General features: G+C 50.9%; 14 protein-coding genes. 8 read left to right on the top strand and 6 right to left on the bottom strand.

Features of this window, described 5'->3' with window-relative positions:
- Window positions 1–101: 101 nt before the first annotated feature.
- From JQX58_RS05995 to JQX58_RS05980, 4 genes are all read right to left on the bottom strand, one after another.
- Window positions 102–872 (bottom strand): helix-turn-helix domain-containing protein, encoded by a 771-nt coding sequence (locus JQX58_RS05995; RefSeq protein WP_204145928.1) that lies wholly within the window; start codon window positions 870–872, stop codon window positions 102–104.
- Between the two features lie 143 nt (window positions 873–1,015).
- Window positions 1,016–1,972, bottom strand: a complete 957-nt coding sequence (locus JQX58_RS05990; RefSeq protein WP_204145927.1) for an NADPH:quinone reductase — start codon at window positions 1,970–1,972, stop codon at window positions 1,016–1,018.
- Between the two features lie 15 nt (window positions 1,973–1,987).
- Window positions 1,988–3,379: a TRAP transporter large permease subunit gene (locus JQX58_RS05985; protein WP_204145926.1), complete on the bottom strand. Its 1,392-nt coding sequence runs from the start codon at window positions 3,377–3,379 to the stop codon at window positions 1,988–1,990.
- 1 nt (window position 3,380) lies between these two features.
- Window positions 3,381–3,902: a TRAP transporter small permease subunit gene (locus tag JQX58_RS05980; protein ID WP_204145925.1), complete on the bottom strand. Its 522-nt coding sequence runs from the start codon at window positions 3,900–3,902 to the stop codon at window positions 3,381–3,383.
- 264 nt (window positions 3,903–4,166) lie between these two features.
- Here JQX58_RS05980 and JQX58_RS05975 point away from each other — a divergent pair, with 264 nt between their 5' ends.
- From JQX58_RS05975 to phoU, 8 genes are all read left to right on the top strand, one after another.
- Window positions 4,167–5,372, top strand: coding sequence for a PepSY-associated TM helix domain-containing protein (locus JQX58_RS05975; protein WP_204145924.1), 1,206 nt, complete (start codon window positions 4,167–4,169; stop codon window positions 5,370–5,372).
- On the top strand, window positions 5,369–5,905 hold the full coding sequence (locus JQX58_RS05970) for a hypothetical protein (protein WP_204145923.1): 537 nt from the start codon (window positions 5,369–5,371) through the stop codon (window positions 5,903–5,905). The genes JQX58_RS05975 and JQX58_RS05970 overlap by 4 nt, the downstream gene beginning before the upstream one ends.
- Window position 5,906: 1 nt before the next feature.
- The gene (locus JQX58_RS05965) at window positions 5,907–6,230 is read left to right on the top strand and encodes a hypothetical protein (RefSeq protein WP_204145922.1); all 324 of its coding nucleotides are present in this window, start codon (window positions 5,907–5,909) and stop codon (window positions 6,228–6,230) included.
- A 184-nt stretch (window positions 6,231–6,414) separates the two neighbouring features.
- Window positions 6,415–7,383 carry a PstS family phosphate ABC transporter substrate-binding protein gene (locus JQX58_RS05960; protein ID WP_204145921.1) on the top strand — a complete coding sequence of 323 codons (969 nt, stop codon included), beginning with the start codon at window positions 6,415–6,417 and terminating at the stop codon, window positions 7,381–7,383.
- A gap of 117 nt (window positions 7,384–7,500) precedes the next feature.
- Window positions 7,501–9,750, top strand: coding sequence for an ABC transporter permease subunit (locus JQX58_RS05955; RefSeq protein WP_204145920.1), 2,250 nt, complete (start codon window positions 7,501–7,503; stop codon window positions 9,748–9,750).
- On the top strand, window positions 9,750–11,462 hold the full coding sequence (gene pstA, locus JQX58_RS05950) for a phosphate ABC transporter permease PstA (protein WP_204145919.1): 1,713 nt from the start codon (window positions 9,750–9,752) through the stop codon (window positions 11,460–11,462). The genes JQX58_RS05955 and pstA overlap by 1 nt, the downstream gene beginning before the upstream one ends.
- A gap of 24 nt (window positions 11,463–11,486) precedes the next feature.
- Entirely contained in the window at window positions 11,487–12,317 is an 831-nt protein-coding gene (gene pstB / locus JQX58_RS05945; RefSeq protein ID WP_275412745.1) for a phosphate ABC transporter ATP-binding protein PstB, read from the top strand.
- 17 nt (window positions 12,318–12,334) lie between these two features.
- Window positions 12,335–13,060: a phosphate signaling complex protein PhoU gene (phoU, locus tag JQX58_RS05940; RefSeq protein ID WP_204145918.1), complete on the top strand. Its 726-nt coding sequence runs from the start codon at window positions 12,335–12,337 to the stop codon at window positions 13,058–13,060.
- A gap of 85 nt (window positions 13,061–13,145) precedes the next feature.
- Here phoU and JQX58_RS05935 read toward each other — a convergent pair whose 3' ends face one another.
- Together JQX58_RS05935 and JQX58_RS05930 are read right to left on the bottom strand one after the other, a co-directional pair.
- The gene (locus tag JQX58_RS05935) at window positions 13,146–13,478 is read right to left on the bottom strand and encodes an Hpt domain-containing protein (RefSeq protein ID WP_204145917.1); all 333 of its coding nucleotides are present in this window, start codon (window positions 13,476–13,478) and stop codon (window positions 13,146–13,148) included.
- Between the two features lie 9 nt (window positions 13,479–13,487).
- Window positions 13,488–15,275 carry a sensor histidine kinase gene (locus JQX58_RS05930; protein ID WP_204145916.1) on the bottom strand — a complete coding sequence of 596 codons (1,788 nt, stop codon included), beginning with the start codon at window positions 15,273–15,275 and terminating at the stop codon, window positions 13,488–13,490.
- Window position 15,276 lies beyond the last annotated feature (1 nt).

The following is a 15,276-nucleotide window of genomic DNA, read 5'->3' as shown; positions in this document are numbered from 1 at the left end:
GCACTATAGTGATAAAAGTGTGAAAGGGTCTTTCTAAATTATCGGTTTTTTTTATAAGAAAGTCTGGTTACCAAAGCACTGCAACGCCCATGGTTGGGCGCTTAGCGGAATTGTTTTTGGTATTTCAACGGGGTGATGCCAAGGGTTTGTGAGAACACGCTGGTCATGGCGCTTTGGCTCGAAAAGCCGCACATCTCTGCCACCTGAATCGGGGCGTGGCCGTCACGTAGTAGCAGTTGGGCGCGCTCAAGGCGTTTGCGGATCAAGTATTGATGCGGCGTCATGCCGGTGCGTTCTTTAAAGCGTTCGTGGAACTGACTGACGCTCAAAAAACAGAAGTTAGCCAGTTGGCTGATTTGCACTCGGCGCGATAAGTTAAGCTCGATAAATTGATCAAGTTTGTCGATATCAAGCTGATGGCCGCGGGTGCGCACCGGTTTGCTGGTCAGCTGATGGCGAATAGCACTGAGCAAGGTGTTGCCACAGGCACGTGCCAGCATCGGGTCGTCTGGATATTGTTGCATCTCGCCGGACAATGCCGAGGCCAGTACTTGTAACCTAGGGTTGAGCTCAAAGTACGCCGCCTGGTCAAACAGGCGTGAGACAATCTCGTATTCTTCGTCGGTGATGGCTTTTGGCGGTGGCACGGGCAAGTTGACCACCATGATGCGGTTGTCCCCTAAGCCGACAAACTGATGGCCTTCTGAAGACGGCACGATGCAGCCTGCACCGGATTGCAGCTTTTGTCCGCCTTGGCTGTCGATTTCAAAATCCGTTTTGCCATCTAAAACAACCACCAGCTGGTGATAATCGTGATCGTGGGTGTCTGCGACCTCCGGCAGACTGAACACATCGGATTCAGAGAGAGTCAAACAGTTGCCTACTTTTTGTGCAAATAAAACACGCAGTATAGCGATCTTTTATAGCATTGAGTAGAGGGCATGCTTGCCAAGACCGTCTCAGACGATCATGGCAAGTGCTTAACGACAGGCAAAAGAGTGGGCAGAAGAACGACTTAAACAACCACCACAAGGTTACCTTGGGCACCACTTTTGAGCACGTCTTCGTGAGCTTGAGCCAGCTCGTTCAACGCATATTCGCGTCGAATCACCGGTTTTAGCACCCCTTTTTCAAACAAAGGCAGCATGGCTTTGGCGATACGACTAAGCTCGGCGGGTTTGACATTGGCCAGCGCTACCCCCATGACAGCCGCATCACGGGCCATCAGATCGCGAGGGTTAATCTCGACCGTGCCGCGATTACCGATCACTGCCACACGTCCAGCAAACGCTAGCGCTTTGAGATCTTGGTCTAGATTATGATTTGCAAGCATTTCGATGATCACATCAAAGCCGTTGTCGAGCGATTGATAAGGCGCTAAGTAACCGTCTTGGTTATGCATGATGATCTGCTCGACGCCTTGTTGGCGCAGCAAGTCAGCACCCGCTTCAGTTCCTGCTGAGGCGACGACGTCTAATCCCGCGGCAAGCGCTAACTGCACGGCGGCGATACCGACGGCGCCTGTTGCCCCATGGATCAAGACTTTATCACCTGCACTAGCATGAGCGCGGCCAAATAAAGCGCGATGGGCCGTGGTGTAAGGAATGCCAAGACATGCGCCTTCGGCGAAGCTTAATGCATTGGCTAAGGCAAACGTATGGGTTGGCAAGCACACTGCGTATTCGGCGGCAGAACCTGTGAGATTACGCGAGAAGTAAACGCGTTGACCGACTTCAAAGCCTTCTACCTTAGCGCCTAGCTCGACAATCGTGCCAGCGCCATCGTTGCCCGGTGTATGGGGAAACGAGGCGCTGTAATTGTTGGTGCCCGAGCGGATGTAGGTGTCCACTGGATTGACGCCCGAGGCGCCAATTTGGACTAGGATTTGCTCGTCGTTGATACTCGGTTTGGCGGTATCAACCAGCGTCAAATCGCTGGCTGGGCCGTAGTCGTTCACTTGCATCGCTTTCATAACATCTCCTTTTGATTAGTCGGCGTAGACTTGCTCAGGCAGCCAAGTCGCTAGGTCTGGCCATACCGATAACAGTAGCAGCACAAACAATTGGATCGCAATAAACGGCAGCACACCTTTATAGATGGACTGGGTTTTGACTTCCGGCGGCGCCACGCCTCGTAGGTAGAATAGGGCGAAGCCAAACGGTGGTGTTAAGAATGAAGTCTGCAAATTGATCGCCATCATAATGCCGAGCCAAATTGGATCTAAGCCCATCGCCAGCAGGACTGGCGCGACGATCGGCACCACCACGAAGGTAATTTCGATAAAGTCTAAAATGAAGCCTAGTAAGAACATCACCAGCATAACGATCAAGACGGCACTGACAACGCCACCAGGTAGCTGATTAAAGAATTCATGAATCAGCTCTTCACCACCAAAGCCGCGGAATACCAACGAAAACAGCGACGCGCCGATCAAGATCATAAACACCATACCGGTGACCTTGGTGGTCGACTGCGCACATTCTTTTAAGGTGTGTAAATTAAGCTTACCGGAGGCCAACGCCAGTATCGCTGCGCCTAGAGCACCGACTCCCGCCGCTTCGGTCGGGGTAGCGAAACCGCCAAGAATCGAGCCTAACACCGCTAAAATCAGCAATAACGGCGGCAATAGACCTTTTAGAATTTCCACTAAAAGTGATGAGTCATCGACGCCGCGGCGTAACTCTTCTTTAGGTACGGCAGGGGCTTTTTCGGGCTGTAGCCACGCCACCACGGCCACATACGCGATGTACAAGCTCACCAGAATCAAACCAGGAATCAGGGCGCCGACAAACAAATCACCGACAGAGACGGTTTTAGGAGAGAACACGCCCATGTCCAGTTGCGCTTTTTGAAAGGCATTGGACATCACATCGCCGAGCAACACCAAAGCAATGGACGGCGGAATGATCTGCCCCAGTGTGCCAGTGGCACAAATGGTGCCCGCCGCGAGCGCTGGATCATAGCCACGACGTAGCATGGTCGGTAATGAAATCATGCCCATGGTAACGACGGTGGCACCGACGATGCCGGTACTGGCGGCCATCAACATGCCCACCAAAATCACCGAGATGCCTAAACCACCGCGCAGTGTGCCAAACAACATAGCCATCGAATCGAGCAGGCGCTCGGCCAGTTTGGATTTCTCCAACAGCACGCCCATCAATACGAATAAGGGCACGGCAATCAGAGTTTCATTGCGTACGATACCAAACAAACGGTTTGGCAGGGCCTCTAAAAACACCGCATCAAAAGTGCCTGCCAGTGAGCCGACTGCGGCAAACAGCAGCGCTGTACCGCCAAGTGAAAACGCCACCGGATAGCCAAACAGTAAGCACACGCACACGGCTGCAAACAGCCATAAAGGTAAAAATTCCGCCACCTTACAAGGCCTCCATCATCGGGTGTTTGTTAAGCACGACGCCCAAGTTTTTCAAAATATCGGCGATGCCTTGAATGATCAGCAGCGCCATCATGATTGGGATAAGCGTCTTCAGCAGGTACACAAACGGCAGTCCGCCAGGCTCTTGCGAGGTTTCCATCACGGCCCAGGAGGCGGCCACGTAATCGGTGCTCAAATACGCTGTGTAGAAGCAGAACGGCAGTAAAAAAAACAGGCCGCCAATGATATTCACCCAAGCCTTTTTGCGCGCTGAAAAACCACGATATAAGACGTCCACACGCACGTGTTCATCGTCTTTAAAGGTGTACGCTGCGCCCAGCATAAACACTAGCGCGTGCAGATAGAGCACCGATTCTTGTAAGGCGATGGCACCAATGCCGAAGCCGTAGCGCAACACTACGATCAAACAGGTCAGCACCATCATGAGTAGGGTCAGCCAAGCCACGCCTTTGCCCACGACCGTGGCAATGCGCTCGGCGCTCCCAATGATTGTTTTAAGCATGTTTATAAACCCACAGACAGTTTTTGCTTTTGTAATTTGGAAGGCGGAAAAATCCGAGGCGTCAGTCTATTGGATCTGGGCTAAATAGTGAACGCATAGCAGGCAAATACGCGCGGTTGGCTGTTTATACTCGTCATTTTTAAGGCTCTAAATTGTGTAAATAAATAGTAAGAGAGCTTTTTTAGTACCCTTTTTGGGTGGGGTAAACGGCTTATCTTAAAAAGCCTATTGGCTGTCTGCTGTTTTCCTGTCTAGGTCCCAATTATGAACTCCAATACTCAAGCCCAAGCGCCGAAGAAGCGGACGCAGTGGTGGTTTTTGCTGCACAGCTGGTTGGCGATGCCAATCTGGTTGTTTCTCTTTTTTATCTGTTTAACCGGCACCATTGCCACGGTGAGCCAAGAAATCGTCTGGCTGTTTGATTCAAGTGTGCGGGCTAATCCACCCGACAATGCCGGTGAGATGCTGACTTTTGATGAAGTCATTGAGGTCGTCGAGCGCGAAGCCCCTGGCGCCTATGTGGCAGAGATCACACGCCCAGTAAAGTCTCAGTTTGCGCTGACCGCCGAGATAAGTTACCCGGATTCTACCAGTGAAAATGTTTTTATTAATCCGTACACCGGCGAGATCCAAGGCCGTGCCGCCAGTGGTTTTAACTTTCGCCAGTTTGTGCGGGCAATTCATGGCTGGTTGCTGATTCCTTTTAATACCGGCTTCACCCGTTACAGCTTTGGTTGGTACATGGTCAGTGTGTTGGGCATTCCGATGCTGCTGTCTTTGATTACAGGTTTGGTGGTGTATAAGAAATTTTGGCGTGGCTTTTTGCATCCACGTTTGCGGGTCAATCGCGGAGCGCGTGTTTTTTGGGGCGACTTTCACCGCTTAGCCGGTATTTGGTCGATCCCGTTTATCTTGATTATTTCGGTGACGGCGATTTGGTTCATGATCCAAGGCTTGCTGTTTGAAGCGGGGGTGCCGTTTAACGGTGCGTCGCAAGCGCCTGTGTTTGTGCCGCGCGATGAAGTGCCGGTAGCAGAGCAAGGGCGGCCGCCGCTGATAACGCCTGATCAAGCCATCGCTGCGGTTAATCAGCGTTATGACAATGTTGAGGCTCAGGTGTTGCGCTTACCTGGTACCGCGTTTGGTCATTATCGTGTATTAGGCCGCAGCCAAGCGTTTCCTTTAGTGCATGAAAGCTTCCTCGTGAATCCATACAGCGGCAGCATCGATGAGGCCATGCGCGTCGGCGATCAGCCCGGCTTGATGTTTACGCGCTTATCCATGCGTGCGCTGCATACCGGTGATTTCGTCGGGTTGAGTCTGAAGTTGGTGTATTTCTTCTTTGGGGTGTTGCTCACCATGATGGTGTTTAGCGGTATGCGCATTTGGATGACGCGCACTTTTAAAACCACGCAAGCGGCCATCCGTCAAAAAAAAGCCCGTGTTAAAGCAATAGGAGATTCTGCATGAGTAACGCGACGACTAAAAAAGGCCGTAAGACTGATTCGCGTTGGTTTCGTTGGCGCTTTCATTTATCGGGCTTGTTGATGTTGATCCCGCTGGTGTTGGCGCCGTTTTACATCGAGCTTATGTCGGTGTTTGGTGGTGCGAGCGGACTGGGCGCGCGTCATATTGGTACTCAAGCCGCTGGGCCGTGGCAGATTACGCTGGCTGAGCAATTTGAGCAGGCGCCGAAATTGGATGGTCCGGCAGGTTATATGAAGACCTTTAATGCCGCGCTGTGCCAAACCTGCGCTGAGCAAGTCAAAGCGGTGTATCTGCGCTTGGGTAAGCCTCGTAGTTTGCGCACCGCTGGCGTGATTGGCTTTGGTTCGCCGTATCACATGAGCTTTAGTATGCCAGTGCCAGAAAATACCGCACTGGATGCTGAGCTGTGGCTCACCCTCGAAGGCTGGGATGGCTCTTTGCAGCAGGTGCAGTGGCCGCTGCGTCAGGCGTCGCCCGCCACCATTGAATTCTTACAGCAGCAACAGGAGCTTTAATATGTACAAAGCGTCTCTGCGTCGTACGGCGCTGGTGGCCTTAAGTGGTGTGTGGTCATCGCTGGCCTTAGCGCATTTTCCGTTTGTTGAGTGTCATCAAGGCACGGTGGATATTGTTTGCCAAGGCGGCTTTTCAGATGGTTCTAGTGCGCAAGGCATTACTGTGGATTTAATTTCTTACGACGAAGAAATCATCGCCAGTAAAACCTTTAATGACGCCTCAAGTGTCGAGTTTGCGCCCTATGATGGTGAGTTCTATATCTTGCTAGACGCGGGCCCAGGGCATACGGTCGAAGTCGATTGGAACGAGATCAAAGCCCCTTAATTCCTGCCACTTTCGTCAGGTGTGTCAGCGCCTGACGAAAAAATATTCAGTTTATTTGCATCTTTAACATTAGTGTCACAAAGCCTCTTTATAGTTTTCATCATCGAACGAGAACGACGATGTTCGGGCTCGAAATAGGATTTCGAATCATACCAAACTGACGATAACCATTGAGGTTGAAGTGATGAAAAAATTAGTTGCTACTCTAGCTGTGTCTACCCTAGCAGGCGTTTCTGCTAACGTCATGGCAGACGTTGACGCAAACCTACCGTCTTACTCTAAAGCAAGCGGTGTATCAGGTAACATTTCAAGTGTTGGTTCTGACACGCTAGCAAACCTAATGACACTTTGGGCAGAGGACTTCAAACGTCTTTACCCGAACGTGAACATTCAGATCCAAGCAGCTGGTTCTTCTACTGCGCCACCAGCGCTAACTGAAGGCACATCTAACTTCGGTCCTATGTCTCGTCAGATGAAAGACAAAGAGATCGCAGCGTTTGAAAAGAAATACGGCTACAAGCCAACAGCTGTTCCAGTGGCAATCGACGCGCTAGCAGTATTCGTACACAAAGATAACCCAATCAAAGGTCTATCTCTTCCAGAAGTGGATGCGATCTTCTCTTCTACTCGTAAGGGTGGTCACAGCGAAGACATCACTAACTGGGGCGCAACGGGTCTAACAGGTGCTTGGGCGGATCGTGACATTCAATTGTTCGGCCGTAACTCAGTATCAGGCACTTACGGTTACTTCAAGTCAAACGCTCTATTCAAGGGTGACTTCAAGAACTCTGTAAACGAACAGCCAGGTTCAGCGTCAGTGGTACAGTCTGTATCAACGTCTCTTAACGGCATCGGTTACTCAGGTATCGGTTACCAAACATCTTCAGTTCGTGCGCTACCACTAGCGAAAGAAGAAGGTGGCGAAATGATCGCTGCGACGCCTGAGAACGCTGCAACGGGTAAATACCCACTGTCTCGTTTCCTTTACGTTTACGTAAACAAAGAGCCTAACAAGCCACTTGCGCCACTAGAGCGTGAATTTGTGAAGATGGTTCTTTCTAAGATGGGTCAAGAAGTTGTTGTGAAAGATGGTTACGTACCACTTCCAGCAAAAGTATCTGCGAAATACATGAAAGACCTAGGTATTCAGTAATCACTGGATAACAGGGAAGGTTTTACAGGATGTAACGGAGCAGGAGAGATCAGATCTCTCCTGCTTTTGCTACGTCCAAACCTGTCACAAAATTGTCACAAACAAAGTTGAATTCGGATGAGTACAAAAGCGGATCAAAAAATACCCGAACTGGATTTCGATACGCCAGCCTTAAAGCGTCATCGTAAAGTTCGTGCACTCAAAGATCGTGGTGCAACCGTCGGTATCGCGATTGGCGGCAGCAGCGTGATCGTGGCTGTTCTACTGATATGTTTCTATTTGGTATACGAGATTGCGCCATTGTTTACCGGCGCAGATATCGAACAGCAAAACAGCTACCCAGTGCCAGCTCTTGAAGCAGGCAAGAGTCTTTACCTGACTTCTGAAGAACAAGTCGAAGTCGGCTTACGTGTCGCAGAAAATGGCGACATGATCTATTTCAACGCTGCCAACGGCGACATTATCGAGCAAGTGCAAAACCCGCTAGGTGAACCGACAGCGTTTGCGGTAGAGGCCAACACCAGTAACTTATTTGCCTTTGGTTACGCCGATGGTCGTGTGCTAGTAGCGCAGCAAAATTACAAAATTACCTATCCGGATGGCGAGCGTTTAATCACGCCAAGCATTCAATATCCTTACGGCACTGAAGGCATTCAGGTGGCCGATTTTGCGTTACGTGACATCAGTGTGCGTGACAGCGAAGACAGTCTGACCATTGCTGCAGTGGGTGACAATGCTGCACAGGTGACACGTCTGGATAAAGATGTGAACTTCATCACCGAAGAAGTGGAGTTGACCGAATCAAGCGCCAGCCTGCCGTACGTGGATGACACTTACTCGCTGTTGATTTCGGGTGACCAGCGTTACCTATACATGGCGACACGCTCAGGTGCGATGACCGAATTCGATATTCGTGACATGGATGACATCACGCAAAAAGACCAGATTGATCTGGTGGAAGGCGACGCACAATTGGTATCGATGCAGTACTTGCTAGGCCAATCTTCTGTCATGGTGGCGGATACATCAGGTCGTGTCACTCAGTGGTTTAACGTACGCGATGACAACAACGTTGAGCATCTAACCTTTATCCGTGACGTACAGCAAACCAACGCCATCGTTGACGTGGCCATGGAGCACCGTCGTAAAGGCTTCGCAACATTAGATGAGCGCGGCTTTGTGGCGATCTACAACGCGACGTCAAGCAGCCAAGTCATCAACGAAAAGCTGACCGATAGCGCAACGGGCATGATCAGCTTCGCACCACGTGCCAATGCTTTGTTGCTAGAAGACGGTCAGCAGATCAACCTATTTGAAGTCGACAACGAACACCCAGAAGTGTCGTGGTCGTCGATCTGGGGTGATGTCTGGTACGAAGGTTACCAAGAGTCCACTTACACGTGGCAGTCGTCTGCGGCGAACAATGACTTCGAACCTAAATACAGCCTAGTGCCATTAGCGTTCGGTACTATCAAAGCGGCGTTCTATGCCATGGTTGTGGCTGTGCCACTAGCGATTTGTGGTGCAATCTACACTGCTTACTTCATGGCGCCAGGCCTACGCCGTAAGGTGAAGCCTGTGATCGAGCTTATGGAAGCGCTACCAACCGTTATTCTAGGTTTCTTAGCCGGTATCTTCTTTGCGCCGTTCCTTGAGGAGCATCTAGCCGCGGCGTTCAGCATCTTGGTGGTGTTGCCAGTGGGCATTCTATTGTTTGCCTTACTTTGGTCACGTATGCCACAAGGCATTCGCTGGATGGTGCCAGAAGGCTGGCAGCCAGTGTTATTGATCCCGTTAATCGTAGTGTTGGGTTGGGGCTGTGTGGCGATGAGCCCGATGATCGAACTGTATTGGTTTGATGGCAACATTCGTGGCTGGCTTGGCGACCAAGGCATTACTTTTGACCAACGTAACGCGCTAGTGGTTGGTTTTGCGATGGGCTTCGCGGTGATTCCGACGATCTTCTCGATCACCGAAGATGCGATCTTCTCAGTGCCTAAAGCGCTAACACAAGGCTCGCTAGCATTGGGTGCGACCTACTGGCAAACCATGACCCGCGTAGTACTACCGACAGCCAGCCCAGGTATCTTCTCGGCCATTATGATCGGTATGGGTCGTGCGGTCGGTGAAACCATGATCGTACTGATGGCGACCGGTAACACACCGATTATGGACTTCAACATCTTTGAAGGTATGCGTACCTTGGCGGCCAACTTGGCGGTCGAAGTACCGGAGTCTGAAGTGGGTAGCTCTCACTACCGTATCTTGTTCTTGGCGGCGTTTGTGTTGTTCGTCTTTACCTTTGTCGTGAACACCATCGCAGAAACCGTGCGTCAGCACCTACGTAAGAAATACGGATCCTTGTAATGAGTACAGAATTGAAACAAAAGAAACAAACCGTATCCCAGTGGGTGAAATCTGGTGATCCATGGGTATGGTTAAACGCGGGTGCCGTGGCGATCTCTGTGATCATGGTACTGGGCTTGTTGCTGCTGATCGCAGTACGTGGTCTAGGTCACTTTTGGCCAGCAGATATTGAGCGTGGTACCTACAGCCTACCAGGCTCAGAGCCATACACCTTGATTGCTGAGCGTGTGGAGTCGACCGAAGTTCCCGCTGCGCAGTTGCGCGAAGCCGGTATTCCAGTCGACGATCAATACGACTTGATGATGCGCTCGTTGATGAAAACCGGTAACCGTGACGTGTACGGCTCGGACTTCCGTTGGATCATCGATGAATACTTCACCGATATCACCAAGCCAGAGATGCTGTTTGCAGCAGAGCGTCATGAGTGGGGCAACCTATATGGTTACCTAAAAGCGGTGAAAGAGGGCGGCGAAGTGGTCGCAGAAACCTCTGATCTGACGCCGACGGACTCTGCGTTAGCAACATGGGCCGCATTTGAGCAAAGTATCGATCGTGCTACCGACATCTACGATCAGATCCACGAAGTGGAGAAGTTCGAGATCGGCGAGATCAACCACAAGCTTGAGCGTCTACGCCTTGAGCAACGTCGTCTAGAGCTGGACGGTGAATTAACGCCTGAGAAACTAGCCGACATCGATGCTGAGCGTGCGGAGCAAGATGCTAAGTACGAAGTATTGCAGCAGCGTTTGATCGAGCTTTACGGCCAGATCAACCGTGACACCTTTGTCGTGCAAGTTATGGACGGCAGTATCCACGAGATGCAAGTGGCTAAGGTGGTGCGTGCTTACCGTCCAAACGCGATGGGCATTATGGCGAAGATGGGCTTCTACGGTGCCAAAGTGTGGGAATTCCTAAGCGCTGAACCACGCGAAGCCAACACCGAGGGTGGTGTCTTCCCAGCGATCTTCGGTACCGTGATGATGGTATTGTTGATGACGGTACTGGTGACGCCATTTGGTGTGGTCGCGGCGATTTACCTACGCGAATACGCATCACAAGGTTTTGTCACACGCACTATTCGTATCGCGGTGAACAACCTAGCGGGCGTGCCTTCGATCGTTTACGGTGTCTTTGGTCTGGGCTTCTTTATCTACTTCCTAGGTTCGGGGATCGACCAAGCCTTCTTCCCAGAAGCGTTGCCATCACCAACTTTTGGTACTGGCGGCCTGATGTGGGCATCGATCACGCTAGCGCTACTAACCGTGCCAGTGGTGATCGTGGCCACCGAAGAAGGTCTGTCACGTATCCCACGCAGTGTGCGTGAAGGCTCACTTGCCTTGGGTGCGACCAAAGCCGAAACCCTATGGCGTGTGGTCTTACCGATGGCGAGCCCAGCGATTATGACCGGTGTGATTCTAGCTGTGGCCCGTGCTGCAGGTGAGGTAGCGCCGCTGATGTTGGTCGGTGTGGTAAAACTGGCACCATCGCTACCACTGGATGGCAACTACCCGTACCTACACTTGGATCAGAAGTTCATGCACTTGGGCTTCCATATTTATGACGTGGGCTTCCAAAGCCCGAACGTAGAGGCTGCGCGCCCATTGGTTTACGCGACAGCACTATTATTGGTCATCGTGATTGCGACACTTAACCTAGCGGCCGTGACCATCCGTAACCACCTACGTGAAAAATACAAATCGCTGGACATGTAAGACAGCGGAGAGAGACGATTAATTATGAGCGAATCAAGCACACACTCAATTGATATTTCAGCAATGCAACGTAGCCAGCAGGCGCTGCGCATTGAAGACGAAAAAGTTTGTCTTTCCGTTAAAGACTTACACCTTTACTACGGCGAGAAAGAAGCGCTAAAAGGGATCGACATGATCATCCCTGAGAAAAAAGTCACCGCGTTTATCGGCCCATCAGGCTGTGGTAAATCGACGCTACTGCGCTGCTTTAACCGTATGAACGACTTGGTAGACAGCTGTCGCATCACAGGTGAAATCAACCTGCACGACACCAACATCTACGAAAAAGGCACCGATGTAGCGGAACTACGTCGCCGTGTCGGCATGGTGTTCCAGAAGCCGAACCCATTCCCAAAAAGTATCTACGAAAACGTCGCCTACGGTCTGCGTATTCAAGGTATCAACAAGAAGCGCGTGATCGACGAAACAGTTGAATGGGCACTGCGCTCAGCGGCGCTGTGGGACGAAGTAAAAGACCGTCTACACGAAAGTGCGCTGGGTATGTCTGGTGGTCAGCAGCAGCGTCTAGTGATCGCACGTACGGTAGCGGTAAAACCAGAGGTTCTACTTTTGGACGAGCCGGCGTCAGCCCTTGACCCGATCTCTACCTTGAAGATCGAAGAGCTGATCCATGAGCTGAAAAACGAGTTCACCATCGCCATCGTTACGCACAATATGCAACAAGCGGCGCGTGTGTCGGACTATACTGCCTTTATGTACATGGGTGACATGGTCGAATTTGGCGATACCAACAGCCTATTTACCAACCCAACTAAGCAACAAACTGAAGACTACATTACTGGTCGTTACGGTTAGGATAAGGAACTGACACTATGCGAGAACTTACAACGGATCATATTTCTCAACAGTTTAACGCTGAGCTTGAAACCTTGCGTCAGCACTTCCTAACCATGGGCGGTGTGGTTGAGAACCAAGTAGCGGATGCGATTCACGCTTTGCTAGAAGGCGAAAGTGATTTAGCCGAAGAAGTGAAAGCGAAAGACAAAACCGTGAATTCACTGGATGCGCTGATCGACGAAGAATGTACCCGTATCTTGGCCAAACGCCAGCCTGCGGCGACCGACTTACGTATGATCTTATCGATTGGCAAAGCGGTATCTGAGCTAGAGCGTATGGGTGATGAAGCGAAGAAAATCGCTAACCACGCCCTGAAGCTGATCAACGAAGGCGAGTCACCACGTGGTTACGTGGAAATCAGCCGTATCGGCCAAATGGTGACACGCATGGTGCGTGAGAGCTTGGATGCTTATGCACGTCTAGACATCGATCTAGCGGTCAGCGTGGCCAAGGCCGACCGCTCGGTAGACCTTGAGTACAAAACGGCGATCCGCTCACTGATCACTTACATGATGGAAGACCCACGCTCGATTGGTCGTGTGTTTAACGTCATCTGGGTGCTGCGCTCCCTAGAGCGTATCGGTGATCACTCACGTCATCTATGTCAGCACTTGGTGTACTTGATCAATGGCGTTAACGTGCGCCATATCCCAGCAGAAGAGCTGGAAGTGGTGGCACAAGAAGATAAAAAAGACGCGTAAAACAGCTGAAAAAAACCAAAAAGGCCAAGCTTATGCTTGGCCTTTTTTGTGGGCGCTAGTAATGATGAGTTACGTAAGGTCTTGTCTAGAAAGCAGCGTTCAGCTCGCTAACCGAGCGCTGATATTCCGCCATGGCGCTGTCATACAGGGCGGCTAACTGATCACTCTGGCCTTGGCTGGCTTGGGCTTCCATTTGTGCGAAAACGTCAGCCAGCTCAAGCATGGCTAGGTTGGCACTGGCAGATTTCAATGAATGGCTAAGATGATCGACGGCGGCTAAGTCTTGCGCGGCGATCGCGGCTGCTAATTGTGGCAGCTTGTCTTGGCTATCATCGAGATAGCTCTGACGTACTTTTTGCAGCGTCTCATCCCCCAAGATCTGCAGCAAGGTCGTTAATTGTGGAACATCGATGGCCATATGCTTCTCCTAGGCGCAAATCAGCTGTTCGAGCTGAGTTTCGGTCAACGGCAGAGTGAAAATAGCGCTTATGTTCAACTCTGGGTGTTGGCGACGAATACTCTCTGTCGCGAACAGTTTTACGTCGTGAGACTGTAGCGCCAGCAGCGCTTCTAATGCTTCCACATCCAATATCCGCTGATCCGCCAGCAACACCGCGTGGTAAGGCGTGAAGCCTGAAGTGACTTCGGGTTTTAACAAATGCTCATGGGTCATTGGCTCGATGCCATAAGAAGCGTCACCTAAGCCTATCTCAAATATGTCATCACTGGTGATTTGGTTGTCTAAAATAGCGATGGTGCCAACCTTAGAGCGTTTGGCAGGGTAGACGTTGGCGACCGTTTTCATCGGCAAATCGACCCACATTTCTGTGCCATTTTCCGTTGAGCTGGAAAAGTGCAACTCGCCACCCAGCGTACTGATCAAGTATTGGCTTAAGGTAAAGCCTACACCAATATTATGGATTTGGCTGATAATACTGTTGCCAGGATTATGCGGATTACTGCGCAGCCCTTGTTGTACGTTGCTGGGTAGACCTTGGCCGCGATCACGAATACTGATTTGTACCATGCGCGTGTCTTTCGCCAGTTCGCCTTTGCGCGTTTCTAAAATCGGTAAAGCCGAAGGCCTGACATGTACCAGCATGGCTGCATTAGGGCAGTGCTGGCTCAGCTGACCAAGCAGCATGGTTAAAATCTCATGCAGGCGCTTAAAGTCGGCCTCAAAAGACTGCACTAAGCGCGGGTCAAAGAAACACATCAAACGGATGTTTTGTGCCAACAACTGCTGCTTCATGGCATTGACGGAGTATTCAATGTGACTCTTAAGCTCACCCTCCGTATGTTGTGGTACAAACTGCCCCGATTCGATCAGGATCAAATCGTGATAGCTGTCTACTTGGGTCAACAAATGGCCGCTTAAGTCCGACAGTTGCTCTAGATGGCTTTGGCGGTGCCATTCGTCGTCCGATTGCAACGCACTAGAGCTCCAGCCGGTCATGGTGATCAGATTAGGCTTAAGTTCGGCAATGATGCGCGCAATGACATCGGATTTCTCTTTTTGTAGGTGACGAATATCGTCTTCGAGCTGGCCATTACGGCGAAACAGAGAACGTAAGTCATAGGAGCTTTTTAGGGCAAATAAAGCCAATAGTGCTGCCACCAGCGTCAGTAAAATACCAATGTATTCAAGGCGCTCAAGCTGCAGATTAAGCTGCTCACGTTGCGCGGTCACATAGCGGTTAGCACCTTGGTTGACGATGACGACAAAGTCGGTGATTTGCGTGTCCAAGGCGCGTAGCCGATCCATAATGATGGCCGCTTGGTCGATGCGACCATTTTCAAGATGCTCAAGGTTTAGGCTGATCAGTTCTAGCTCGCCGGCAATTATGTTGAGTAGACGGGTGGCGCGGCCATTGGAAAAGCTACGGATGTGATTGCCGATTTCGCCATCGCGTAGTAAGTCGACGCGACTGAGTACCAAATCGTATTGAAAGTAGGCGTTGCCATTGAGTGGCATATCCGCTTCTTCTAGATCGGATATGTAGTTCATTAAACGGTAAGACTGCAGCTGTAGCTGCATGGCATTCCAGCGTGAGCTCTCAAATACTTGGCGCGCGTTAAGGCGCATGCTGTTTTCGGTCAGCGGTACCAGCATAAACGCTAAAATCGCCAGTACGCCAGCACACAGTACCATTAGATAGGTCAGCCAGCGCCTTGAGCGCGGTAGCTGTAGTCGACTTGGATAGACTGTGGCCATG

Source organism: Marinomonas ostreistagni (genome assembly GCF_016888445.1).
GTDB lineage: Bacteria > Pseudomonadota > Gammaproteobacteria > Pseudomonadales > Marinomonadaceae > Marinomonas > Marinomonas ostreistagni.
The sequence above is the reverse complement of the archived record's forward strand: the minus strand, read 5'-3'. Positions and strand labels throughout refer to the sequence as shown.

Coding starts and splice junctions, on each gene's coding strand:
- JQX58_RS05990 (WP_204145927.1), bottom strand. CDS start 1,972: ATGAAAGCGATGCAAGTGAACGACTACGGCCCAGCCAGCGATTTGACG.
- JQX58_RS05980 (WP_204145925.1), bottom strand. CDS start 3,902: ATGCTTAAAACAATCATTGGGAGCGCCGAGCGCATTGCCACGGTCGTG.
- JQX58_RS05975 (WP_204145924.1), top strand. CDS start 4,167: ATGAACTCCAATACTCAAGCCCAAGCGCCGAAGAAGCGGACGCAGTGG.
- JQX58_RS05970 (WP_204145923.1), top strand. CDS start 5,369: ATGAGTAACGCGACGACTAAAAAAGGCCGTAAGACTGATTCGCGTTGG.
- JQX58_RS05965 (WP_204145922.1), top strand. CDS start 5,907: ATGTACAAAGCGTCTCTGCGTCGTACGGCGCTGGTGGCCTTAAGTGGT.
- JQX58_RS05960 (WP_204145921.1), top strand. CDS start 6,415: ATGAAAAAATTAGTTGCTACTCTAGCTGTGTCTACCCTAGCAGGCGTT.
- JQX58_RS05955 (WP_204145920.1), top strand. CDS start 7,501: ATGAGTACAAAAGCGGATCAAAAAATACCCGAACTGGATTTCGATACG.
- pstA (WP_204145919.1), top strand. CDS start 9,750: ATGAGTACAGAATTGAAACAAAAGAAACAAACCGTATCCCAGTGGGTG.
- pstB (WP_275412745.1), top strand. CDS start 11,487: ATGAGCGAATCAAGCACACACTCAATTGATATTTCAGCAATGCAACGT.
- phoU (WP_204145918.1), top strand. CDS start 12,335: ATGCGAGAACTTACAACGGATCATATTTCTCAACAGTTTAACGCTGAG.
- JQX58_RS05935 (WP_204145917.1), bottom strand. CDS start 13,478: ATGGCCATCGATGTTCCACAATTAACGACCTTGCTGCAGATCTTGGGG.
- JQX58_RS05930 (WP_204145916.1), bottom strand. CDS start 15,275: ATGGCCACAGTCTATCCAAGTCGACTACAGCTACCGCGCTCAAGGCGC.